We start from the raw sequence: 22337 nt of genomic DNA, 5'->3' as shown, positions 1-22337 counted from the left end.
AATTAAGGGAGCAGCTTTGTGGATAAAAAACCGCAAAATCTATCACCCGATGAACCAGCCTCAGAGGGTATTCCAGCCCCAGAGGGGCCGGCAAATCTTATCGACACTGATTATGTGATCGGTCAAGACAATATCACCACAAGTACAATGGGAGTTAACCTTGACTTGCATGGCAAGGTATTCACGATTTCATCGATCGTCATCCTCCTGTTTGTCATTCTAACACTCGCTTTACAGGACACCATTGCTCCCGTTTACGATGCTATTTTTAGCTTCTTGACCGGCAATTTGGCGTGGTTCTTTATTCTTGCTGCCAATATTTTCGTTATCTTGTGCCTTGGGTTAATTATTTCGCCACTGGGTAAAATTCGCATAGGCGGCGCTGATGCTAAACCAGACTTTACCTATGTGGGCTGGTTTTCAATGCTTTTTGCCGCAGGTATGGGCATTGGCCTAATGTTCTTCGGCGTTAACGAGCCGTTGACCCACTTTGGAACGTCTTTTGACGGTGGAAGCTGGGCACCCTTAGCGGGCGCTGAGGGTGATGCAGCCGGTGCTGCGGCGCTAGGTATGGCAGCGACTATCTTTCATTGGGGGCTTCATCCCTGGGCAATTTACGCGGTAGTGGCACTGTCCCTTGCCCTGTTTTCGTTTAATAAAGGCCTTCCCCTCTCTATGCGTTCGGTGTTTTATCCCCTCCTGGGCGAACGCGTGTGGGGATGGCCAGGCCATCTGATCGATATTCTCGCGGTCTTCGCCACGCTGTTTGGTTTGGCTACATCGCTTGGCTTAGGGGCCACCCAGGCAGCCGCAGGGTTGTCCTACCTGTTCGGCGCACCGGAAAGCGATATCACCATGATCCTGCTGATCATCGGTATCACAATTATTGCCATCGGCTCTATTTTAGCGGGTGTGGATAAGGGCGTTCAGCTGCTGTCGAAAATCAATATCGCGATGGCAGCGGTGCTACTCTTCTTCGTGATTGCCGTTGGTCCAACGCTGCTCATAGCCACAGGTTTCTTTGAAAACTTGCTTAACTATGTTGTTCACCTCCCTGCGCTCTCAAATCCATTTGGCCGTGAAGATGCGAACTTTAGTCAAGGTTGGACAGCCTTCTACTGGGCATGGTGGATTTCCTGGTCTCCGTACGTCGGTATGTTTATTGCACGGGTTTCCCGCGGCCGTACCGTACGCGAGTTCTTAATTTCGGTACTGTTGGTGCCATCCATTGTATCGGTACTCTGGATGACCACCTTTGGCGGCACCGCTATTGATCAGTACGTTAGCCAAGGCATTGAGGCCGTGCGTGATGCAGGCGTCGATTTACAGCTGTTTGTGATGCTTGAACAATTGCCGCTGTCACAAATTACCTCGTTTGTGGCAATTCTGCTGGTCATTATTTTCTTTGTGACCTCTTCTGACTCCGGCTCGTTGGTTATTGACTCCATCACCGCAGGCGGCAAAGTAGATGCGCCTAAGCCACAGCGTGTCTTCTGGGCCATTATAGAAGGGGCTATCGCTATTGCGTTGCTATTGGGCGGTGGTTTAACCGCGCTGCAAACCATGGCGGTGTCTACCGGCTTCCCATTTACCATTATTTTGCTGGTGGCATGTTATGCCATTATCAAGGGTCTAATGAGCGAGCCTAAAGCGGTATAGTAAATCGTTAATACTTGTACTAAATCGCAAACGGGCAGCCATTTGGCTGCCCGTTTGCGTTATGCACCGCCCTACTTTTTACGCCCTACTATTTAGGCTCAAACGACACTTACTCAAACCCAAATATCACTCAAGGGTGTTTCTTTCGTGTAGTGATAACTAACTTGAGCTTGTAGTAACTCTGCTGTCGCAAGTGCATCCACCAACGCATGATGACCTTGATAAGCTGGCAAAGAGTAGCGTTCACGGCTGGCATTTAAACGAATCGATACTGGCGGCTGCCCTAACCAACGTCGAAAGCGTGCCCACAGCGTTTGTCTATGCATGCGCGCCTCCAACGACATGGTGTCAATCATCGGGAACAGCAGCCCTTCTCCCCGTCGTGCTTTCACGGCAGCATCAAGAAACGGGCGCTCGATATTGCGAAAATGAACCACCACCACGCGACCAGCTAGCACCGCTAATAAATCATCTAGCACGTCGTCTAGGTCAGGCGCACTGGCAATTTCGGAGTGGGTAATATGATGATAGGCAATAGACGCTTCATCTAACGGCCGTGGCGGCTTCAATACCCAATAACGACGCTGAGCTAGTGGGATGCGGTCCAATGTAAAAGGTACCACCCCTATGCTAACAATCGCATGTCGCCGCTCATCCAGGCCTGTAGTTTCCATATCCAACGCCACCATCGGTACCTGAGAGATAGGGGTATCCGGGCTGGGCAGCGGCGTCGCATAAAATTGCTTTAGCGCACTATTGTTAGATAACTCAGCACGCTCAGCCATATAATCTAACCAGTTAGCTTGAACCACTTTTTGACGAAGCCGGATTCCATGCATATTATCGCCCCTGCCGTTGGGCAGGTAAGGGATAGCGGAATTTCAGGAATTTTTGCGCATTACTGAGTACTTGAAAGGCATCTTTCAGCGTATGGCGCTCGCTATCGTCAACATTCTCCGGCTCGATATTGTTATCGGGCGTGCGGTCTTCTTGGAGATCAATCATTTGGTGGCGAATTCGTGACATGCATAAAAACTCAAACGCGTAGCTGAGCTTGTCACTAACACCGGTTGCCAATAGCTGGGTATTGCTAATATCGTTTAAGCGCTGAAACGAGTTCTGCGCTTTTGAGCCACAGGCCAACGCATGAATTCGAATAAGATCGACCATGGGGGCAGTACCGCGCCGTTTTAAGTTAATGGAGTTGTTATGCTTTCCATCTTTTTCCATCACAAAGGTACGGAAGAACCCTAGCGGCGGCGTTCGATTTAGCGCATTGCGGGCCATGGCTGCCAAAAACAGCGGCGACTGTGGAGCAGTGTGGGCTATCAAGTCTTGCAGCGCTTCGACAAAATGGTCTTCGCCATAAATGCTGTCTAAATCAAAGAAGATCGAACTATGCAGCAGCCTTTCAGGGGTTGGATTGGCCATCCAGTCTTGAAAATAGCGCTTCCAAACATGTAACGGCTGACGCCACTGGCGGTTAGTCGCCATCACATCGCCTTTGCAGTAAGTATATCCACAGGCATCTAAGCCATCGCTTACAAAGGCGGCTAACGCATGAAAGTAGTCGTCATGTTCCTCAGGATTAAAATCATCTGATAAGATCAGCGCGTTATCCTGATCAGTGACGATACTTTGCTCATTGCGCGCCATGGAGCCATTGACCATGAAGCAGTAAGGTACTGGCGGTGGACCCAGCGTTTCTTCAGCAAGCTCTAACAAACGTCGGGTAAAACTACGCCCAATGGTCGATAAGGCACTCCCCACCATTTGTGAATTAGCACCTTCTTGCACCATTCTTACGAAAGCAGCACGTACATCTGGAGCGAGTCTCGCTAACCCCTGGGCGCTGGACTGGTTGAAAATATTACTTACCAGATACAACCCACTTTGCGTTTCGTAGCGAATAATATCAGAAAGGTGAACAACCCCTACCGGTCGCTGGCGATAAAGCACGGGTAAGTGGTGAACATTGTTACGTAGCATCGTCAGCATGGCCTCATAAACCGATGCATCTGATTGAATGGTGATTAGCCGCTCAGAGATGACGTCGCCAATCGCCGTTTGAGCTGATAAACCTTCTGCCACCACCCGAGTGCGAAAATCGCTATCCGTCAGAATGCCGCACATTTGCCAGGTTTTGCCTTCGCTATCTTGAAAGCTGTAACGAGGATTATTACTGCCCTCATTAATCACCAGCACCGCAGATGCCTGAGCGTCGCTCACCTGTTGAGCCGCTTGCTGGACAGTGATTGTTGACTCAACCATCACGGGATAGCGCGTTACCAATTTGCGTATCCTAGTGACCATCATGTCATTGGACTTTTTTTGCTGCTCTGCAGCGGTTTCTAAGCGAGGGCGTTCAAGTTCAACGAAGTCAGCAAAGTCATCGTCTTCTTCGCAAAGCCGCTGGAAGACGTCATTAGGTATAAAATAAATTAGCGTATCTTCGATCGCCTTCGCGGGTAACCGCACTTTATGGTTTCGCAGCAGGCTAAAATGGCCGAAGATATCCCCTTCTCCCAGACGGTTATAAAGCTCGCCCTGACGGCGGTAGACTTCTACCGCGCCACTGCGGATATAGCATAACTCTGTAAGCGTATCGTCAAACTTTAATATATCGCTCCCCGTTTTGTAGTAGCGTACTTGAACGTGCTCAGCAATGGCGTCTAGCAACGCATCCGATAAACCATCAAACGGGGGATACTGCCCCATATGCTGACGTATTTCTAATAGCTCAACATCCATGCGATCTCCTGCACTTGGCGCGACAGCATTAACAATAGATGAAGTTTGTCTTGGATAGCGTGAACCGTAAACCCTCAGGCCATCAATGGGTGGTAACAAAAGCAAAAAAACCCAGCGCAGAACGCTGGGTTTACATTGGATCAAACACGTTATGTTAGCTAGATTTTTATGTTCAAGGAGAACTCACTATAAAAACCTGATTGCCATAACATTGACTAAACTTATGACTGGTTAGCCATTTCCTGAACACGCTGCATCATTTCAGGGTCTTGCTGAATTGACTGACCAATGGCGTTAAAGGTATCAACATCTAAACCGCTATCTTCAACGACTTCGATCATACGGTCGTTAGCTTCAGCGCGAACTTCCTGTTGAGTGGATTCATCTTCTGCTTCCTGCAGACGCTGTGTGTACTCTTGAGAGATCACGGCGATTTCTTGAGAAGCATCGGCGAACTGCTGTAACTGCTCATCAGAAAAATCCTGGGCTGGTGCTTGCTGGGTAGCCATTGGATCTTGAGCCGGGTCTTGAGTTTGCTGCGCATGCGCGGTACCAGCCAGTAGACCTGTAGCGAGAAGAGCAGCAGAGAACAAAGCAGTCATACGTTGCATAGTAAGAAACCTCATTGATGCGTTATGAATGTGCTTCGTGTGACGCGCTGTTCAGCTACAGGTTCAAATTTTCATGTAAAAGTTAGTAACAAAAAGAACGCAATGTAGCAATTAAGCGCACAGAGAGCGCCTATAATGAGGAACTATGTCTAAAAGTATCAATAACTTAGAAAATATCAATATGGCCTCTTTAAGCCTTACAGCCATGCCTGGACTATTTGTTTTACTCTGGAGCACAGGGTTTATTGGCGCAAAATTTGGCCTGCCCTACGCAGAACCATTTACCTTTTTGTTTGTTCGATTCGTGCTCACTCTTATGTTGCTGATTCCATTGACGTGGCTAATGCGCATTGCATGGCCGTCATCACCCGTGCTTTGGCTACATATAGGTGTTTCAGGGCTGTTGGTACACGGCACTTATTTAGGTGGGGTGTTTTACGGGATTTATTTAGGTATGCCTGCCGGTTTAGCGGCGCTTTTGGTTGGCCTGCAACCATTGCTAACCGCTGCCTTTGCTGGCCCATTATTGGGTGAGCGTTTAACACCCCGCCAATGGTTGGGGCTACTGCTTGGCCTTGTGGGCATCTGTCTTGTGTTAGGCAGCAAGCTAGAGTTCGGCACCTCGCTGTTTTCGGGATTTGGCCTTGGCGCCTTAGTTAGTGTTACCGCTGCCTTGCTAGGCATCTCATTAGGTACGCTTTACCAAAAACGCTACTGTACAACGATGCCACTTCTTTCAGGGGCAGCGATTCAATATATCGCGGCGGGGATACTGCTGGGGAGTGGGGCACTGCTGTTTGAAACTCGCCAGATTGAATGGAGCCTAACGTTTGTGCTCACACTAGGCTGGCTGGTACTGGTGCTCTCTATTTCCGCCATTCTGCTGTTAATGGCGTTAATCAAAAAGGGGGAAGCATCGCGAGTGGCCAGCTTATTTTACCTGGTGCCACCGGTTACCGCGCTACAGGCGTGGTGGCTGTTTGATGAGCGTTTACCCCTGCTTGGGCTAGTAGGCATGGCTATTGCTATCGCAGGGGTCGTGATGGTGGTACGAAAACCAAAAGAGCGAAAACTAAAAGAGAAAACCTGACGCGTTACAGGCGCTCTAAATAACGGACACCACCTAAATTACGCATCTGCTGTCGAATCCACTGGCTACGGCGCTCGACCTGAGCGTCTGGCCGTGAGGCGCTGCGGGTACGCGGGCTAGGAAGAATAGCCGCTAGTAGGCTTGCTTGCCGTTCGGTCAAAGCACTTCCAGACGCACCAAAATAGTGATCAGCTGCAGCTTCCAAACCAAAAACACCGGTGTCCCACTCCGCAACGTTCAAATACACTTCCAGTATACGTTGCTTGTCCCACAAGACTTCTATCAGCAGCGTAAACCACGCCTCTAGCCCTTTACGCGCCCAGCTTCGACCGCTCCATAAAAACACATTTTTGGCCGTTTGCTGGCTTAACGTACTCGCACCACGTAAACGTGCTCCATCTCGGCTAGCTTCCCAAGCACGACGCATTTCCACTAAATCAAACCCTCTGTGCTCGGGGAAACGCTGGTCTTCAGCCGCAATCACTGCCAGCTTGGCATTGCTGGATAGACTATCCCAGCTTCTCCATTGGCGTTGTATATCGATAGGTTCACTGTTGATCCAGCTTTGTACTTTACGCTCTACCATCACCATTGAGCCGGGGGGCGGCACAAATCGGAACAGCATCACCAGTGCAATCGAGAGGACAATAAAAACTAGCGCGCCACGCCAGATAAGACGCCATATCAAACCAAGAGAACGGCGCAACGCGCGATTGAGCATTTCGATATCCTTAGCGCTTCATGAGGTGGTCTGCATGATAGCGTAAATGTTCCTCGATAAACGAAGCGATAAAGAAGTAGCTATGGTCGTAGCCTGGCTGGCGACGAAGTGTCAGTGGGTGATCATGTTCTTCACACACCGCTTCCAAACGCTCCGGCATCAATTGTTCATCCAAGAACTGGTCGGCCTCGCCCTGGTCGATAAACAGCCGCTGTCGCGAGGCGCCATTCGCCACTAGCTCGCAGGCATCATACTGACGCCAACGGGATTGGTCATCGCCTAAATAACTAGTGAACGCTTTTTGTCCCCAGGGGCAGTTCATGGGGTTAACAATCGGCGCAAAAGCGGATACCGAACGGAACCGGCCTGGGTGACGCAACGCCAGGATTAGCGCACCGTGGCCGCCCATGGAGTGACCACTGATCGACTCGCGCCCGTTCACCGGGAAGTGCTGACGTACTACCGAAGGCAACTCTTCTATCACATAGTCGTACATGCGGTAGTTAGACTTCCAAGGAGCTTGCGTGGCATTTACATAAAAGCCTGCACCTGACCCTAGATCATAACTTTCATGTTCACCGGGCAGCTCAGTACCACGAGGGCTGGTATCGGGGCAAACAATCGCCACTCCTAGCTCAGCAGCGATGCGATGCGCGCCAGCTTTCTGCATAAAGTTTTCATCGTTACAGGTTAAACCTGACAACCACCAAAGCAGCGGTACGCGCTCATTCTCTGCCTGAGGTGGCAGGTAAACCGCAAATACCATGTCGCAGTCCAGCGCCCGGGAGTAGTGGCGGTAGCGCTTGTGCCAGCCACCAAAACTACGGTTGGCAGACACTAGTTCTAAAGTTTCGCTCATGCTCATGGGCAAGCTCCTTGAAAAGATGAAAACGCGGCGGGTTTCCCCTACCGCGCTCCTTTACTCTATAACCAATAATACTCAGTAATGCAGTACGGTACGAATGCTCTTCCCTGCGTGAAGCAAATCGAAGGCTTCATTAATTTTCTCAAACGGCATGTCGTGAGTAATAAAGTCGTCAATATTCAGCTCGCCATTCATATAGCGCTCGACGTATCCCGGTAACTCACTGCGGCCTTTAACACCGCCAAACGCAGAGCCTTTCCAAACACGCCCGGTGACCAGCTGGAAGGGGCGCGTGGAGATCTCTTCGCCAGCGCCCGCTACACCAATAATAATCGACTCGCCCCAGCCTTTATGGCAGCACTCAAGGGCCGAGCGCATTACATTAACATTACCGATACACTCGAAAGAGTAATCGACACCGCCATCGGTCATATCGACAATGACTTGCTGAATCGGGTCGCTGTACTCTTTCGGGTTGACGAAGTCAGTCGCGCCAAACTGTTTAGCCAATGCAAATTTATCGGGGTTTACATCGATGGCAATAATCTTAGAGGCCTTTGCCATCACCGCCCCCTGGATGACCGCTAAACCAATCGCGCCCAAGCCAAAAACCGCAACCGTCGAACCTGGCTCTACCTTTGCCGTATTCAGTACTGCACCAATACCGGTAGTTACACCGCAACCCAACAGACAAATTTTATCCATGGGTGCTTCTTTGGAGACCACCGCCAGCGACACTTCTGGCAGTACGGTGTACTCACTAAAGGTCGACGTGCCCATGTAGTGATGGAGCATTTTGCCCTCTAGTGAAAAGCGCGAGGTACCATCAGGCATCACACCTTTACCTTGAGTAGCGCGCACGCTGCCACACAGATTAGTTTTTCCGGATAGGCAGAATTTACATTTTCCGCACTCTGCAGTGTACAGCGGGATCACATGATCACCCGGCTTAACACTGGTCACTCCCTCGCCCACTTCTTGTACCACGCCAGCACCTTCGTGACCCAATACTGCAGGGAAATTACCTTCGGGGTCAGCGCCAGAAAGGGTATAAGCATCGGTGTGGCATACGCTAGTCGCAGCCATCTTAACCAGCACTTCACCCGCTTTAGGGCCTTCCACATCGATCTCAACTAATTCAAGCGGTTTACCCGCTTCGAGTGCTACAGCGGCGCGTGATTTCATAAAAACTCCTAACAATTAACTGAGTGCGCCTTGCAGCAGGCGCCTTCGTTGAGATTTGCGTAGTGCTATTCGTCGGTAGTGACCGGGCCAAACTCAATGGGCACCCAGCGATAGCCATCTTCACCTTTGACGACATGACCAATACCAGGGAACGGCATATGCGCACCGGCGACCCAGTGCTTATCTTCTGCGGCACTTTCCAGCACTGTTTCACGGGTACGAATGGCTTGTTCAGGATCAGTATCAAACTCAATCGCTACGCTGGGGTCGGCAAACTGAACGCCGTAGCTGTGGACGACGTCGCCCCATACCAGCATGGCGTCATCATCGCTGTTAAGCATAAAACTTGCGTGTCCAGCGGTGTGGCCGTGGGTATCTTGCGCCACGACTCCCATCAATAGTTCATCACCGGGCGTAAAAGGGTTAAAACGATCGGCATCTTGATAAGGGGCAACGGCTTCTTGGGCCATAATAAAAAAGGCACGATCGGCTTCTGGCAACGCTTGGGTACGCTCTTCATCCAGCCAAAAATCCGCATCATCCTGGCTAGCGCGCAGTTCCGCATTGGTATAAATAGCATCGCCGTTATCGTCGACTAACCCACACACGTGATCGGGGTGTAAGTGTGTCATCAGGACGGTATCAACGTCCTCTGGCGTATAACCAGACGCGCGCAAGCTCTGCTCTACTTGGCCTAATGTGGGGCCAAAGCAAGCGGCCGAGCCAGCGTCGACCAGAACCAGATTTTCACCAGTGTGAATTAAAAAAGCATTCACGGCTGTCTGCATACCACTGTCAGCATCAATAAAGAGAGCATCAAGATGGCGAAGAATATCGTCTTGCTCCATGCCTTTTAGCAGCGATGTATCTAGAGTGGTATGACCATCGTAAAGTGCAGTGACTTCATATTCGCCTACCATCATCCGGAACCAGCCTGGCGCTTGCTCTAGCTGCTGAGCAGGTAACTCGGCCTGAGCTGCCGCAACCCAGCCTGCACCGATAGCAATAGCCAACCCGCGGCGAGTCCAGCGTGAAGAGTTCATCGACATAAGCAAAGCACTCCGTAAGGCATCAAAGTTGATTGCAGTGTAGGCCAGCTAGGCGAGTGGGATAAAGCGGGATACACTCACAAGATTATTGTCACTGAGCAACAATTAGAGATTAACTAAGGGTAATTCGTGCAACGCTGGGATCGTATCGAGGCATTTGTCGAGGTGGTCAGGCTGAGTACCTTCTCGGCCGCCGCACGCCACTTAAAAGTATCGACATCGCATATCAGTCGCTTAGTGAGCCAACTGGAAAATCAGCTGGGCGTTCAGCTTTTGTATCGCACCACACGGCAAATTCGTTTAACCGATGCTGGGGCAATCTACGTTGAGCATTGCCGTCATCTCTTTGATGGCCTTCGCGATGCCGAGCAAGCTATCAGCGAACTTCAAGCGAATCCGCGTGGGCTGCTGAAGCTGACTTCTGCGACAACGTTCGGCGAGCGCTATATCGCGCCACTCGTCAATGATTTCCAGTGCCTGCACCCACAGCTTGAGGTGCATATGCACTTCACCAATCGCTCTGTAGAGATTATTGAAGAGGGCTACGATATTGCCATTCGCATGGGGGTGCTCAAAGACTCAAGCCTGATTGCGCGAAGGCTGTGCGAACGACGTGAGTATGTGGTGGGATCGCGGGCTTACTTTCGCCAAGCCCCTAGACCACACACGTTATCGGAACTTGGCCAGCACCGCTGCTTGATGGGGTCACGCCCCAACTGGTTATTTGAGGTCAATGGGCAGCGCCGCGAAGTTAAACTGGAAGGCTGTTGGAGCGGCAATTCTGGCCCCGCGCTGCTTGATGCCGCGCTGAAAGGGCTAGGGCTGGCCCAGCTGCCGGATTACTACGTCGCCCCCTACCTTGCCAGCGGTGAGCTGGTGTCCGTTTTAGAGCCTTTCCAACACAACGACACCGCAGTATGGGCGGTCTACCCCCGCCACCGGCATCTATCGCCCAAAATCCGCCAGCTCGTTGATTACTTAGTGGCCAATATTAGCGCCACGCTGCCACCCTACCCGCCCGTTTAACACTCAACGGCATTAACAGCCAAGCCGCCCTTTGACGTTTCTTTGTATTTATCTTGCATATCCCGGCCAGTATCACGCATGGTGCGAATCACTTTGTCCAATGATACAAAATGCTCACCATCACCATGCATCGCCATACGTGCAGCATTGATTGCCTTCACCGAGGCAATAGCGTTTCGCTCAATACACGGCACTTGCACCAACCCCGCTACAGGGTCGCAAGTAAGGCCAAGATTATGCTCTAAGCCAATTTCAGCAGCGTTTTCCACCTGCTTAGGCGAGCCACCCAGCACTTCAGCAAGTCCCGCTGCGGCCATAGCGCAAGCTGAGCCGACTTCCCCCTGACAGCCAACCTCAGCACCGGAGATCGACGCATTCTTTTTACACAAAATACCCATAGCACCCGCCGCCAGCAAAAAAGTTACTACGTCATCGTCACAGGCATTTGGCTCAAATTTTAAATAGTACGCCAATACAGCAGGCACAATACCAGCGGCGCCGTTCGTTGGTGCAGTCACCATGCGTTTACCTGCGGCGTTCTCTTCATTCACTGCCAGCGCAAACAAATTAACCCAATCCATCACCGTAAAGCTCGATACGATTAAGCGTTGGTTCGGCGGAGGTGAAAGCAGCTGTTGGTGAAGCCCATGGGCACGCCGCCGAACGTTCAACCCTCCGGGCAAGTGCCCCGTCGCTTTTAAGCCATTTTCAATACTGGTGCGCATGGCTTCCCAGATCGTCAGTAGCTCTGTGCGAATCACCCCTTCACTGCGCCATGCTTTTTCGTTTTCAAACATTAGCTCACTGATACGCAGCCCATTTGTTTGGCAAAGCGCTAACAGTTCATTTGCCGTTTCAAATGGGTAAGGTAGTGCCGTTTTGTCTTCGTCTAACCCTCCCTGATCGGCACAGGCTTGGTCGACATAAAAGCCACCACCAAGGGAATAATAGGTATTTGTCGCAATAACCTTATCGTGCTGATAGGCCGTTAACATCATGGCATTCGGATGAAAGGGTAAACAATGTTCGTCCCATTCAATATCATGGGCACGATCAAACGTTAGCGCTTGACCATTGGGTAGCGTTAACAGAGCGCCCTCATCCAGTGCGCGCAGTCGCTCGGCAATAGTATCTGGATCAATTGACTCTGGCATTTCTCCCATCAAGCCCATGATGATGGCACCGTCAGTACCATGGCCGATGCCGGTAGAAGCTAATGAGCCGTGGAGCCTAATCACCATACGCGTCAGCGACGGTGAAGTAACCGACTGGCTAAAATCCCGAGCTGCACGCATCGGCCCAACGGTATGAGAGCTTGATGGGCCAATCCCAATTCTAAAGAGATCAAAAACGCTTATCGCCATTGTATTTTCCGCCCCTCAACGGTAGTGGTTGATGTCCTGATCGCTACGTTACTGTGCAGCTTTATCCTCTTGTTAGTCGAGCGGTCGACCTTAAGTTCGACGTGCGAGCATAGAAGGGTGACGATATAATGGATATTCTTCTATACATGCTTTTGAGCATCTCTCTTATAACGTCATTTCTCCGATAAGGATGTTGGTATGCCCTCCACCCCACCGCAGTGGCCCATTAGCTTTGGTTATGCGCTTCTGCGTGCAACGCTTTATGTATTTTTTATCGCTGGCATTGCCCAGGGCGGTTATTTTGAAGCGCTCTATTTACCTGACGTACGCTATACCGAACTAGGCTTTACGGAGTTTGCCCAAACCCTGATATTGGCCAGTTGTTGTGGCTTATTAATTTATGTGCGCCAAGTACTTAAAGTGTGGCCTACTGTCACCCTTTTGCTGCTGGCATTTGTGGCTTCTTCGCTGGTACGCGAACAGGATTACTTTTTAGATTACTACGTTGCGGAACACACCTGGAAAGTACTGGTATCGTTAATTGTGATACCCAGCCTAGTGTGGGTCGTCGTGCAGCGTCGCCGATTTATTGAAGAGTTTTCACATTATAGCAACACGTTTGCGTTTGGGCTTTTTACTGCTGGCGTATTGGTTACCTACATTTTTTCTCGTCTTTATGGTCGCCAAGATTTTTGGCGAGCCGTCATGCAGGACAACTATATCCGCGAATTTAAGGATGTTGCAGAGGAAGCCATCGAGCTTTTGGGCTACAGCTTGATTCTATTTGCCATGATCGAGCTTTTGTTGATTACACGGCGTATTTACAAGGCGCGCCAAAACGCTCGCTAACTCTCCTCTTAACTCTTGCTAGCCACTCTTCGCTATCGCCGCCTTACGCTCTGCGTAGGCGGCATTTCATTTTTTACATCTCGTTATACACAAAGCCATTTGCGACCCTGTTGGCTTCAACGTAGTGTCGTCCGTCAGACTCATGGGCATTTTTGCTGAAAAACAACCTACTGACGACACAAACCTTATGACAAACTCACAAAATCGCGAAGAAAACCTAAAGCGAGGTGCGTTTACTCGCTTTCTTGATAGCATTGAGTGGCTGGGCAACCTGCTTCCACATCCTGTTACCCTATTCGCTATCTTATGCGTGCTGGTAGTAGTCGCCAGCGGCATCGCCGGTGCGTTAGGGGTATCTGTTGCCGACCCTCGCCCTGCTAATGAGGGTGAATGGATAGCGGTTAATTCACTGCTTAATGCAGAAGGCCTGCGCCGTTTAGTCACAGAGATGGTAACCAACTTCACTAGCTTCGCGCCGCTGGGCACGGTATTGGTGGCCATGCTGGGGGTCGGCGTTGCAGAACACTCCGGCCTGCTTTCAGCCAGCATGCGCGCACTAGTACTTAACCGCTCGCCGCGCATTGTCACCTATGCCGTAGTGTTTGCTGGCATCATGTCGAACATGGCAGCTGAGCTCGGCTATGTGGTGTTGATTCCTCTAGCGGCCATGATCTTCCACTCATTAGGGCGGCACCCATTAGCGGGCCTTGCTGCTGCGTTCTGCGGCGTTTCTGGAGGCTACAGCGCTAACCTACTGATTGGTACCGTTGACCCATTACTGTCAGGCATTACTCAGGAAGCAGCGCGCCTTCTCGACCCTACTTACATTGTAGGCGCCGAGGCAAACTGGTTCTTTATGTTCGCCAGCACGTTCTTTGTCACGCTTATTGGTGGCTTTGTTACCGAGCGCATTGTAGAACCCAAGCTTGGTAAGTTCGATTCTGCCTACGCTGATAGCGATATTGAAAACCAGCGCATGGAAGGACTATCAACATCAGAAAAGCGCGCCTTAAAAGGGACAGGGCTTGCAACACTAGCGTTAGTCGCTCTAATCGCTGTCATGGTCGTACCTGAAAACGGCATATTGCGTAACCCCGACACAGGGTTGATTAGCGGCTCGCCCTTTTTGCGTGGCATTGTAGTGATTGTCGCGGTGTCGTTCACTGTATTGGGGTTTGTTTATGGCCGCTTGGCAGGCACCATGCAAAACGATCGCGATATTGTCGATGCCATGGCAAAAAGCATGAGCAGTCTTGGCCTGTATATCGTGTTGGTCTTTTTTGCGGCGCAGTTTGTGGCGTTGTTTAACTGGAGCAACTTTGGCACCGTGACGGCCGTTGCTGGCGCTGATCTGCTGCAGTCCCTGGGTCTACGTGGGCCAGGCTTATTCGCGCTATTTATTATTATGTGTGCGTTCGTCAACCTGTCCCTAGGCAGCGCCTCTGCTCAGTGGGCAGTAACGGCTCCTATCTTTGTACCGATGCTAATGCTGATGGGCTATGCCCCTGAAGTGATTCAGGCGGCTTACCGGATCGGCGACTCCGTGACCAACCTGATTACGCCAATGATGAGCTACTTTGGTTTGATTCTGGCGGTAGCAACCCGCTATCGGAAAGATATGGGCATTGGTACGCTGGTAGCACTTATGCTGCCTTACACGCTATTTATGCTGATTGGCTGGAGCCTGCTGTTCTTTATTTGGGTATTCGTTTTTGGCTTGCCTGTTGGTCCGGGGTCAGCCACGCATTACACGCTATAAGCATTTTCATCGTATAACGCAGCATAACGCAAAAACCCGCCGTTCATAGAACGGCGGGTTTCTTATCAGCAAACCCAAAGGCGGCTAAACTTGTGCCTCTGGTCTACCTACTCGTCGAGGAACGAGCGCAGCGGTTCAGAACGACTTGGATGACGTAGCTTGCGCAGCGCCTTCGCTTCGATCTGACGAATCCGCTCGCGGGTTACGTCAAACTGCTTACCCACTTCTTCTAACGTGTGGTCGGTATTCATATCAATACCGAAACGCATGCGAAGCACTTTCGCTTCACGAGCGGTTAAGCCACCAAGGACGTTACGCGTCGCTTCGATCAAGCCTTCGCCAGTCGCCATATCAATCGGCAGCAACATCGTGCCGTCTTCGATAAAGTCACCTAGGTGTGAATCATCGTCGTCACCAATCGGCGTCTCCATAGAGATCGGCTCTTTGGCAATTTTCAACACCTTGCGCACTTTGTCTTCCGGCATTTCCAGACGTTCGCCCAACTCTTCCGGCGTTGGCTCGCGGCCCATTTCCTGCAGCATCTGGCGAGAAACGCGATTGAGCTTATTGATCGTCTCAATCATGTGTACCGGAATCCGGATGGTACGCGCCTGGTCAGCGATAGAGCGCGTAATCGCCTGACGAATCCACCACGTGGCATAGGTCGAAAACTTGTAACCACGGCGATATTCGAACTTATCCACCGCTTTCATTAGGCCAATGTTGCCTTCCTGAATCAGATCCAAGAACTGCAGGCCACGGTTGGTATATTTCTTAGCAATCGAAATTACCAAACGCAGGTTAGCCTCAACCATCTCTTTCTTAGCACGACGCGCTTTCGCCTCGCCGATAGAGAGCTTGCGGTTAACTTCTTTGAGGTCAGCCACGGTGAGCTGCACCATGTCCTCTTCAAAGGCAATTTTGCGCTGAGAGCGAGCAATATCGGCGCGCAGTGGCTCAAGGCGGTCAGCATACTTGGGCTGCGCCTCCTGGAAGGTGTCCAACCATTTTGGATTAGACTCGTACCCAGGGAACGACTTAATGAACGTCTTACGTGGTACTTTAGCTTTCTTCACGCACAGCTGCATGACCGCTTTTTCTTGGGCACGCACCTGCTCAACGCTAATACGTACCTGACCGACTAGTCGCTCAAAATGCTTCGGCACCAGCTTAATAGGCGAAAATAGCTCGGCTAAGCGCGCTTGCTCATTTTTAAGCTCAGCACTGCCACGACCGTATTTCGCGAGCGCAGCTTCGACAGCGGCGTTCTGTTCACGGATTTGCTCGAAGCGAGCTTTCGCTTCTTCCGGATCAGGTCCACCTTCGCTGGCAGTGCTGTCCTCGTCCTCGTCGTCACCGTCGCTGTCGAGATCATCATCATCGCTCAGTTCGGTTTCCACTTCGGGCTCAGGCACTTCGGCTTCTGCAACGCCTGGAATCCCTTCGTCCGGGTCGATAAAACCAGAGAACAGGTCAGATAAGCGGCCAGGCGCTTCTTCGTCCTGTGTGGCATCGTAAGCATCCAGGATAGAGGCAACCGCGCCAGGCAAATAGGCCAGCGCCGACATCACTTCCCGTGTGCCTTCTTCTATCCGCTTGGCGATTTCGATCTCACCTTCGCGGGTTAGAAGTTCAACCGTGCCCATTTCGCGCATATACATGCGCACAGGGTCGGTAGTGCGACCTACGTCGCTTTCCACGGCGGCGAGTGCCGCGACGGCCTCTTCCGCAGCGGACTCGTCCGTGGAGTGATCCGACATCATCAAAGTGTCTTCATCTGGCGCTTCTTCAACGACACTGATACCCATGTCGTTAATCATGCCAATGATGTCTTCCACTTGATCCGGGTCGGCGATATCCTCGGGTAGATGGTCGTTGACCTCGGCATAGGTCAGGTAGCCCTGTTCCTTGCCGCGCGCGATCAACTCCTTCAGACGTGACTGCTGCTGCGCATTTCCAGCCATAGAAACCCTATCTCGACGAAGAAGAATGAAACACCTGGGGCGCTGAATCGATTAAACTCAACAAGCCGAACAGTATAGCGTAAATAGCAGGAATTTTTCCAGCGAAACGTATTTGCGCGGTCATTCAGGTGTGTTAGGTTGTTCGGTTAGGTCAGCGCCTGGCGACTGACCCTTTATGTGGTGCCAACGTTAGGGAAATTCAACCCTAGCGCCTAAAACTCTGATCATTAGCCCTGGTCATCAGCTCTGATCATGCAGAGACAAACGCCTTAGTCCCTGCTTAATGTCGTTTAACAAGTTCCATTACCAAGCTTGCCAAACGTTGCCGCTGTGCTTTATCTAGCTTTTGCCCAGAACGCTCTAAATCCAGCAACGCTTGGTACTCTTCCTGTGGTGAGCGCTTGCGCTGAACTTCCACTAAATGCTCAACCAATCCTGTCAGCTCGGCTTCTCGAGTTCCCTTGGGAATCAGCAGCTCTCGTGACGCCAACTCAGCTAATACCTGCCCTTCATAGCTACCCTGAAAATGTGCCAACACCACCTGCGGGCTGCGATAACGCCCGGCACGTAGCAACTCAATCAAGTCGCGACATAGCGGTGTTTCTTCACTCTCTGGCAACCAGTCCAAGGAATCCGGTAGTGCTGCCACTAAGCTAGGCTCATTCAACAGTAGCTGTACAATCCGTGCCACGGTCGAAAGCACTTGCGGGCGATGCTGCAGTGCCTGCCTTTGTGGTGACTTTTTCTTACTGGAGCCTGAAGGTTTAGGTTTGGCGCTGACCAACGGTCCCTCATGATGCTCAAATGGCATCATGTCAGGCGACTCGACCTGCTCCCAGTACACGGCCTCCTGCGAAGACGCCTTCTGCGCCTCTTTTTGTGCACTGACAGCCGCACGCTTATCAAGCAGGTTTTTTAGCTGCGATTGCGCCAATCCACTGCGCTTAGCTAATGCCTCTAACAGTAACGATTTGAGCATTCCTTCAGGCACTTTGTTCAATGCCTCAAGCACCTGACTTGCAAACCGCTCTCGCCCCTCCACGGTATTCAAGTCACGCCCCTGCGCTGACTGCTCAAAGAGAAACTCAGACAGCGGCATCGCGCAGGTAACGCGATTTTGGAACGCCTCACTACCTTCACGACGCACCAACGTATCCGGGTCATCACCTTCTGGCAAAAACAGGAAGCGCGCTTCACGACCGTCAATCATCTGCGGCAATGCTGTTTCTAAGGCACGGCTGGCGGCTTGGCGCCCTGCTCGGTCGCCGTCAAAGCAAAACACCACACGGCTGACCAAACGAAACAGTCGGCTTAGGTGGTCTTCTGTCGTTGCCGTACCCAGGGTAGCAACTGCGTTATTGATGCCGAACTGCGCTAGCGCGACGACATCCATATAGCCTTCCACAATAACAAGCTGTTCAAGCTTGCTTGAGGCTTGGCGAGCCTCATACAGCCCATACAACTCACGCCCCTTGTGAAAGACAGGCGTTTCTGGCGAGTTCAAGTATTTAGGCTGGTCATCGCCCATTACCCGACCGCCAAACGCAATGGTTCGCCCCCTTAAGTCCCGAATGGGAAACATCACACGATCACGAAAGCGGTCATACGTCCGCCCTGTGTCTTCACGGTGAATAAGCAAGCCATACTCTACTTGGACAGGCTCACCAATACCCCGTGCGCTCAAGTGCTGTTTTAGGGCTTCCCACCCACCAGGCGCATAACCAATACCATAGGTACTAACGACGTCCTGCGATAACCCACGGCCTTGCAGATAACGCTGCGCTCCCTGCCCCTCCTGCATTTTTAGCCGTTCTCGGTAAAAACTGGCAGCAAGTTCAAGAAGGTTAACGCCCTCTTTGCGCTTTTTTTCGCGCTGCTGAGCGCGCGGATCATCGGCACCCTCACGAGGAACCTCTAACCCTAAACGGCTAGCCAATTGCTCAACCGCATCGGGAAAGGGTAGTTTGTCGTATTCCATTAGAAAGCGTAGCGCATTACCGTGGGCACCACACCCAAAGCAGTGATAAAACTGTTTATCAGCGCTGACCGTAAATGACGGAGTTTTCTCTTGATGGAAAGGACATAGCCCAGAATAGTTACGCCCGGCCTTTTTAAGCTGCACACGCTCACCAACCACCTCGACCACATCTACACGGCCTAAAAGGTCATCAATGAAACGTTGTGGAATTTGGCCTGCCATGAACTGCGGGCATCCTCGCGCAAAGCGCTAGATCACCTGCCTAAGGTCATCAGGCATGTTGCCAGATCACCATAAACAGCGATGAATCAAAACAAAAACAAACGGCCACCTAGTGGCGGCCGCTTGACATCCCTCTTGAGACGGCCAGCTAACTGCTCCGGCCCCCTCGGGTACGGATCAATAGAGCCGTTCGAAACGCTTTTGCTCACGCTGAATCTTCTTGGCGTGGCGTTTTACGGCAGCTGCCGCTTTGCGCTTACGCTCAGCAGTCGGCTTCTCATAGTGCTCGCGGCGGCGTACTTCAGAAAGAACACCGGCTTTTTCGCAAGAACGCTTGAAGCGACGCAGGGCGACGTCAAACGGCTCGTTATCACGTACTTTTACAGAAGGCATTAAGCACTCACCTACCTTAAGGAGTCTTGAGTTCGGATAGTTCGTACACTGACAAAGACACAGTATACGACCCAGTTTTACAGCGCACAGTAGTCTAGTCGTGGTTGATGATCTTTGCAAATGCTTACGCGCTTCAAGCATGAGAATGCTAAACTAGTCTCCTGGTTTCCAGCACTGTTTTTACCTACGATTTTCAACTGACAACGAGTTCTTCAGCTATGCGCGTACTGGGCATTGAAACATCTTGCGATGAAACGGGCGTCGCGATTTATGATACTTCGCACACTGGAGGCAGCGGCCTGCTTGCCGACGCGCTATATAGTCAAATTGCCATGCATGCCGAGTATGGTGGCGTGGTGCCTGAACTTGCCTCTCGCGACCATACGCGCAAGCTGTTACCGCTGATTGAGCAAGTATTGCACGACGCAAAGCTGACGCGTAACGATCTAGACGGCATTGCCTACACCGCAGGCCCGGGGTTAGTGGGCGCACTAATGGTTGGCGCCAGCACAGCGCACGGCATGGCACGCGCCCTGGACATCCCAGTACTTGGCGTACACCACATGGAAGGCCACCTGTTAGCCCCTATGCTGGAAGATGACGCTCCTGACTTCCCCTTTGTCGCCTTGCTTGTCTCTGGCGGGCATACTCAGCTTGTCGAAGTGCAGGCGCTTGGGCACTATCAGCTACTCGGCGAATCGGTTGATGATGCAGCGGGTGAAGCCTTCGACAAAGCAGCCAAAATGCTTGGGCTTGCCTACCCCGGCGGACCTCACGTGGCTAAACTTGCTGAGCAAGGCGACCCAAAACGTTTCCGCTTTCCACGACCAATGACCGACCGCCCTGGCCTAGACTTCAGTTTTTCCGGCTTAAAAACTCATACGCTGACCGCTATTCGCCAATTGGAAGCAGCTGGAGAACTAGACACCCAAGCCAAAGCCGACGTGGCGAGAGCCTTTGAAGAAGCTGTCGTGGACACCCTGGTTATCAAATGCCGACGCGCATTAGACCAAACCGGTTTAAAGCGCTTGGTGGTCGCAGGTGGCGTCAGTGCTAACCAACGCCTGCGTGAGCGCCTAGCGGTCGAAACAGAGAAACGTAACGCGCGGTCTTATTACCCTCGCGGGCGCTTTTGCACCGACAACGGCGCAATGATCGCTTATGTCGGCGCCCAACGCCTAGCGGCGGGAGAGCGTGATGATAACGGCGTTATGAAGGCGACGCCGCGTTGGCCGCTGGACACCTTAACGCCCACCTAACTTCTATAGCGTCCCCTACTAGCCGCGTAAATGCGGCTCTTCTCCTCGACGCAGGCGACGAATATTCAATCCATGCCGCGCGAGCACCAATAGACTGAAACCACTCACGACCATAACGTAGTCGGGTGCTAGCCAGACGCAGGCCAGCGGCGCAACAAATGCACTAATAAGCGATGCTGCCGCAGCCATTCGCAGCCGCCAAGCAAGCAGCATCCAGCATATGGCACTAAGCAGCGCCACGCTGGGCACCAAGATCAGTAGCACGCCAAACGCACTGGCAACCGACTTACCACCGCGAAACCTATGCCAAAGAGGATAGCTATGACCCAGGAGAACGGCTAATCCTACTGCCCCCTGTAGCCAAACAGGTAGCCCCAGCCATTTGGCTGCCAGCACTGCAGGCGCCCCTTTTAATGCATCTAGCAATAGCGTGGTGACTGCTAAGCGCGGCCCGTAAAGGCGCAGCACGTTCGAAAACCCAGGGTTACATGAACCTTGATAGCGCGGATCAGGCACGCCTGCCAACCGACATACGCTCAGCGCCGCTAACCAGCTTCCGCTTAAGTAGCCCACCACGATCCATATCATTCCGCTCACCACCTTGGCTCCTACCCAGCGTTAGACCGTACTCAGCTGTCGTTTCGCGCTATCCTCAAGTACAATCGCCCGCTTGTTGACGCTAGGGGAAAACCTGTGGATCGCATTTTGATCGAAGCGCTGGCAGTAGATACCGTCATCGGTGTGTACGACTGGGAGCGCACCATTGTTCAGTCTTTAAGCTTGGACTTATCGCTCGCAACGGACATACGTCCCGCTGCCGCTACAGATGACTTGAGCTTAACGCTTGATTATGCAGCCATTTGCCAGCGAATCCAGCGCTTTGCTGACGAGCACCAATTTGCTCTCGTCGAGACCTTTGCAGAACGCCTGGCTGAGTGCTTACAGCAGGAGTTCTCCATTACCTGGCTGCGCCTTACCGTACGCAAACCAGGGGCAGTTCCACAAGCCGCTAGCGTGGGTCTTGAAATTACCCGTGGCACGCTTCCATGAGCTTGGTTACTCTCAGTTTAGGCAGCAATATCGATCCTGACACTCATATTCGCCTGTGCCTAGACGCGCTTGAAGATACCTTTGGCACCCTGCAAATATCACGTGTTTTTGAAAGCGAGCCGGTGGGTTTTAATGATAATCGCAACTTTTATAACCTTGTAGTTGCGTTTGATAGCGACTGGACGGTGGGTGAGCTTCAAGCGTGGTCTAAACAGCTTGAAATCGCCCATGGTCGTACTCCCGACATGGTTAAGTGCAGCTCACGGGCATTAGATATTGACCTACTTACGGTGGGAGACGTGTGCGCCACCATTGATAATGTCACCCTACCCCGAGAAGAGATCACGCACAACGCCTTCGTTCTACAGCCCTTAGCCGAACTGCTACCCAATCAACGTCACCCCCTCTGTGGCCTGCCTTACGCCACATTGTGGCAACGCTTCGATATGGGCAGCCAACGCTTATGGGCCATCGATTTTCAATGGCGTGGCCGCTGGGTTTCCCAGGCAGACCCCGCGCCAAAGAAGGCATCTGTTCGCTAA

Annotated in this window: 20 protein-coding genes; 8 read left to right on the top strand and 12 right to left on the bottom strand. The window is 51.8% G+C overall.

Annotated features, from left to right (window positions below):
- Positions 1–18: 18 nt before the first annotated feature.
- Positions 19–1659 carry a BCCT family transporter gene (locus tag M0220_RS11800; RefSeq protein ID WP_264017718.1) on the top strand — a complete coding sequence of 547 codons (1641 nt, stop codon included), beginning with the start codon at positions 19–21 and terminating at the stop codon, positions 1657–1659.
- Between the two features lie 113 nt (positions 1660–1772).
- Here the strand turns inward: M0220_RS11800 and M0220_RS11795 are convergent, their stop codons facing one another.
- The 3 genes from M0220_RS11795 to M0220_RS11785 all read right to left on the bottom strand — a co-directional run bounded on the left by M0220_RS11795 (position 1773) and on the right by M0220_RS11785 (position 5021).
- Positions 1773–2498, bottom strand: a complete 726-nt coding sequence (locus M0220_RS11795; RefSeq protein ID WP_030073767.1) for a 3'-5' exonuclease — start codon at positions 2496–2498, stop codon at positions 1773–1775.
- A gap of 1 nt (position 2499) precedes the next feature.
- Entirely contained in the window at positions 2500–4410 is a 1911-nt protein-coding gene (locus tag M0220_RS11790; protein ID WP_030073770.1) for a DUF294 nucleotidyltransferase-like domain-containing protein, read from the bottom strand.
- Positions 4411–4631: 221 nt separating this feature from the next.
- Positions 4632–5021 carry a DUF4168 domain-containing protein gene (locus M0220_RS11785; protein WP_030073772.1) on the bottom strand — a complete coding sequence of 130 codons (390 nt, stop codon included), beginning with the start codon at positions 5019–5021 and terminating at the stop codon, positions 4632–4634.
- A gap of 145 nt (positions 5022–5166) precedes the next feature.
- On the opposite strand from M0220_RS11785, the gene M0220_RS11780 reads away from it, so the two are divergent.
- The gene (locus M0220_RS11780; RefSeq protein ID WP_264017717.1) at positions 5167–6111 is read left to right on the top strand and encodes a DMT family transporter; all 945 of its coding nucleotides are present in this window, start codon (positions 5167–5169) and stop codon (positions 6109–6111) included.
- Positions 6112–6115: 4 nt separating this feature from the next.
- Here M0220_RS11780 and mtgA read toward each other — a convergent pair whose 3' ends face one another.
- The 4 genes from mtgA to M0220_RS11760 all read right to left on the bottom strand — a co-directional run bounded on the left by mtgA (position 6116) and on the right by M0220_RS11760 (position 9931).
- Positions 6116–6832 (bottom strand): monofunctional biosynthetic peptidoglycan transglycosylase, encoded by a 717-nt coding sequence (gene mtgA / locus M0220_RS11775; RefSeq protein ID WP_030073777.1) that lies wholly within the window; start codon positions 6830–6832, stop codon positions 6116–6118.
- A 10-nt stretch (positions 6833–6842) separates the two neighbouring features.
- Positions 6843–7697: an S-formylglutathione hydrolase gene (gene fghA / locus M0220_RS11770; protein WP_030073778.1), complete on the bottom strand. Its 855-nt coding sequence runs from the start codon at positions 7695–7697 to the stop codon at positions 6843–6845.
- A 75-nt stretch (positions 7698–7772) separates the two neighbouring features.
- A complete protein-coding gene (locus M0220_RS11765) occupies positions 7773–8882 on the bottom strand; it encodes an S-(hydroxymethyl)glutathione dehydrogenase/class III alcohol dehydrogenase (RefSeq protein WP_030073780.1) in 1110 nt (369 codons plus the stop codon).
- 65 nt (positions 8883–8947) lie between these two features.
- Positions 8948–9931, bottom strand: coding sequence for an MBL fold metallo-hydrolase (locus M0220_RS11760; protein WP_264017716.1), 984 nt, complete (start codon positions 9929–9931; stop codon positions 8948–8950).
- A 129-nt stretch (positions 9932–10060) separates the two neighbouring features.
- Here M0220_RS11760 and M0220_RS11755 point away from each other — a divergent pair, with 129 nt between their 5' ends.
- The gene (locus M0220_RS11755) at positions 10061–10957 is read left to right on the top strand and encodes a LysR family transcriptional regulator (RefSeq protein ID WP_264017715.1); all 897 of its coding nucleotides are present in this window, start codon (positions 10061–10063) and stop codon (positions 10955–10957) included.
- On the opposite strand, the gene M0220_RS11750 is transcribed toward M0220_RS11755, so the two are convergent.
- Positions 10954–12321, bottom strand: coding sequence for an L-serine ammonia-lyase (locus tag M0220_RS11750; protein ID WP_030073786.1), 1368 nt, complete (start codon positions 12319–12321; stop codon positions 10954–10956). The two genes, M0220_RS11755 and M0220_RS11750, sit on opposite strands and share 4 nt — an antisense overlap.
- 198 nt (positions 12322–12519) lie before the next feature.
- Here M0220_RS11750 and M0220_RS11745 point away from each other — a divergent pair, with 198 nt between their 5' ends.
- Complete coding sequence (locus M0220_RS11745) at positions 12520–13170, top strand: hypothetical protein (RefSeq protein ID WP_030073788.1); 651 nt, start codon at positions 12520–12522, stop codon at positions 13168–13170.
- A 187-nt stretch (positions 13171–13357) separates the two neighbouring features.
- Entirely contained in the window at positions 13358–14929 is a 1572-nt protein-coding gene (locus M0220_RS11740; protein WP_264017714.1) for an AbgT family transporter, read from the top strand.
- A gap of 107 nt (positions 14930–15036) precedes the next feature.
- On the opposite strand, the gene rpoD is transcribed toward M0220_RS11740, so the two are convergent.
- The 3 genes from rpoD to rpsU all read right to left on the bottom strand — a co-directional run bounded on the left by rpoD (position 15037) and on the right by rpsU (position 19486).
- Positions 15037–16893, bottom strand: a complete 1857-nt coding sequence (rpoD, locus tag M0220_RS11735) for an RNA polymerase sigma factor RpoD (RefSeq protein ID WP_030073790.1) — start codon at positions 16891–16893, stop codon at positions 15037–15039.
- A gap of 280 nt (positions 16894–17173) precedes the next feature.
- Entirely contained in the window at positions 17174–19093 is a 1920-nt protein-coding gene (dnaG, locus tag M0220_RS11730) for a DNA primase (protein ID WP_264017713.1), read from the bottom strand.
- 177 nt (positions 19094–19270) lie between these two features.
- Entirely contained in the window at positions 19271–19486 is a 216-nt protein-coding gene (gene rpsU, locus M0220_RS11725) for a 30S ribosomal protein S21 (protein WP_007113641.1), read from the bottom strand.
- A gap of 218 nt (positions 19487–19704) precedes the next feature.
- Here rpsU and tsaD point away from each other — a divergent pair, with 218 nt between their 5' ends.
- Positions 19705–20745, top strand: a complete 1041-nt coding sequence (gene tsaD / locus M0220_RS11720; RefSeq protein WP_264017711.1) for a tRNA (adenosine(37)-N6)-threonylcarbamoyltransferase complex transferase subunit TsaD — start codon at positions 19705–19707, stop codon at positions 20743–20745.
- A gap of 18 nt (positions 20746–20763) precedes the next feature.
- Here the strand turns inward: tsaD and plsY are convergent, their stop codons facing one another.
- Positions 20764–21333: a glycerol-3-phosphate 1-O-acyltransferase PlsY gene (plsY, locus tag M0220_RS11715; protein WP_264019227.1), complete on the bottom strand. Its 570-nt coding sequence runs from the start codon at positions 21331–21333 to the stop codon at positions 20764–20766.
- A 105-nt stretch (positions 21334–21438) separates the two neighbouring features.
- Here plsY and folB point away from each other — a divergent pair, with 105 nt between their 5' ends.
- A complete protein-coding gene (folB, locus tag M0220_RS11710; RefSeq protein WP_030073800.1) occupies positions 21439–21795 on the top strand; it encodes a dihydroneopterin aldolase in 357 nt (118 codons plus the stop codon).
- Complete coding sequence (folK, locus tag M0220_RS11705) at positions 21792–22337, top strand: 2-amino-4-hydroxy-6-hydroxymethyldihydropteridine diphosphokinase (RefSeq protein ID WP_264017710.1); 546 nt, start codon at positions 21792–21794, stop codon at positions 22335–22337. The genes folB and folK overlap by 4 nt, the downstream gene beginning before the upstream one ends.

The organism is Halomonas qinghailakensis (assembly GCF_025820815.1).
Lineage (GTDB): Bacteria > Pseudomonadota > Gammaproteobacteria > Pseudomonadales > Halomonadaceae > Vreelandella > Vreelandella qaidamensis.
Note: the sequence above shows the minus strand (reverse complement) of the source record. Positions and strands in the feature narration are given on the sequence as shown.

Coding starts and splice junctions, on each gene's coding strand:
- M0220_RS11795 (WP_030073767.1), bottom strand. CDS start 2,498: ATGCATGGAATCCGGCTTCGTCAAAAAGTGGTTCAAGCTAACTGGTTA.
- M0220_RS11790 (WP_030073770.1), bottom strand. CDS start 4,410: ATGGATGTTGAGCTATTAGAAATACGTCAGCATATGGGGCAGTATCCC.
- M0220_RS11785 (WP_030073772.1), bottom strand. CDS start 5,021: ATGCAACGTATGACTGCTTTGTTCTCTGCTGCTCTTCTCGCTACAGGT.
- M0220_RS11780 (WP_264017717.1), top strand. CDS start 5,167: ATGTCTAAAAGTATCAATAACTTAGAAAATATCAATATGGCCTCTTTA.
- mtgA (WP_030073777.1), bottom strand. CDS start 6,832: ATGCTCAATCGCGCGTTGCGCCGTTCTCTTGGTTTGATATGGCGTCTT.
- fghA (WP_030073778.1), bottom strand. CDS start 7,697: ATGAGCATGAGCGAAACTTTAGAACTAGTGTCTGCCAACCGTAGTTTT.
- M0220_RS11765 (WP_030073780.1), bottom strand. CDS start 8,882: ATGAAATCACGCGCCGCTGTAGCACTCGAAGCGGGTAAACCGCTTGAA.
- M0220_RS11760 (WP_264017716.1), bottom strand. CDS start 9,931: ATGTCGATGAACTCTTCACGCTGGACTCGCCGCGGGTTGGCTATTGCT.
- M0220_RS11750 (WP_030073786.1), bottom strand. CDS start 12,321: ATGGCGATAAGCGTTTTTGATCTCTTTAGAATTGGGATTGGCCCATCA.
- M0220_RS11745 (WP_030073788.1), top strand. CDS start 12,520: ATGCCCTCCACCCCACCGCAGTGGCCCATTAGCTTTGGTTATGCGCTT.
- M0220_RS11740 (WP_264017714.1), top strand. CDS start 13,358: ATGACAAACTCACAAAATCGCGAAGAAAACCTAAAGCGAGGTGCGTTT.
- rpoD (WP_030073790.1), bottom strand. CDS start 16,893: ATGGCTGGAAATGCGCAGCAGCAGTCACGTCTGAAGGAGTTGATCGCG.
- dnaG (WP_264017713.1), bottom strand. CDS start 19,093: ATGGCAGGCCAAATTCCACAACGTTTCATTGATGACCTTTTAGGCCGT.
- rpsU (WP_007113641.1), bottom strand. CDS start 19,486: ATGCCTTCTGTAAAAGTACGTGATAACGAGCCGTTTGACGTCGCCCTG.
- tsaD (WP_264017711.1), top strand. CDS start 19,705: ATGCGCGTACTGGGCATTGAAACATCTTGCGATGAAACGGGCGTCGCG.
- plsY (WP_264019227.1), bottom strand. CDS start 21,333: ATGATATGGATCGTGGTGGGCTACTTAAGCGGAAGCTGGTTAGCGGCG.
- folK (WP_264017710.1), top strand. CDS start 21,792: ATGAGCTTGGTTACTCTCAGTTTAGGCAGCAATATCGATCCTGACACT.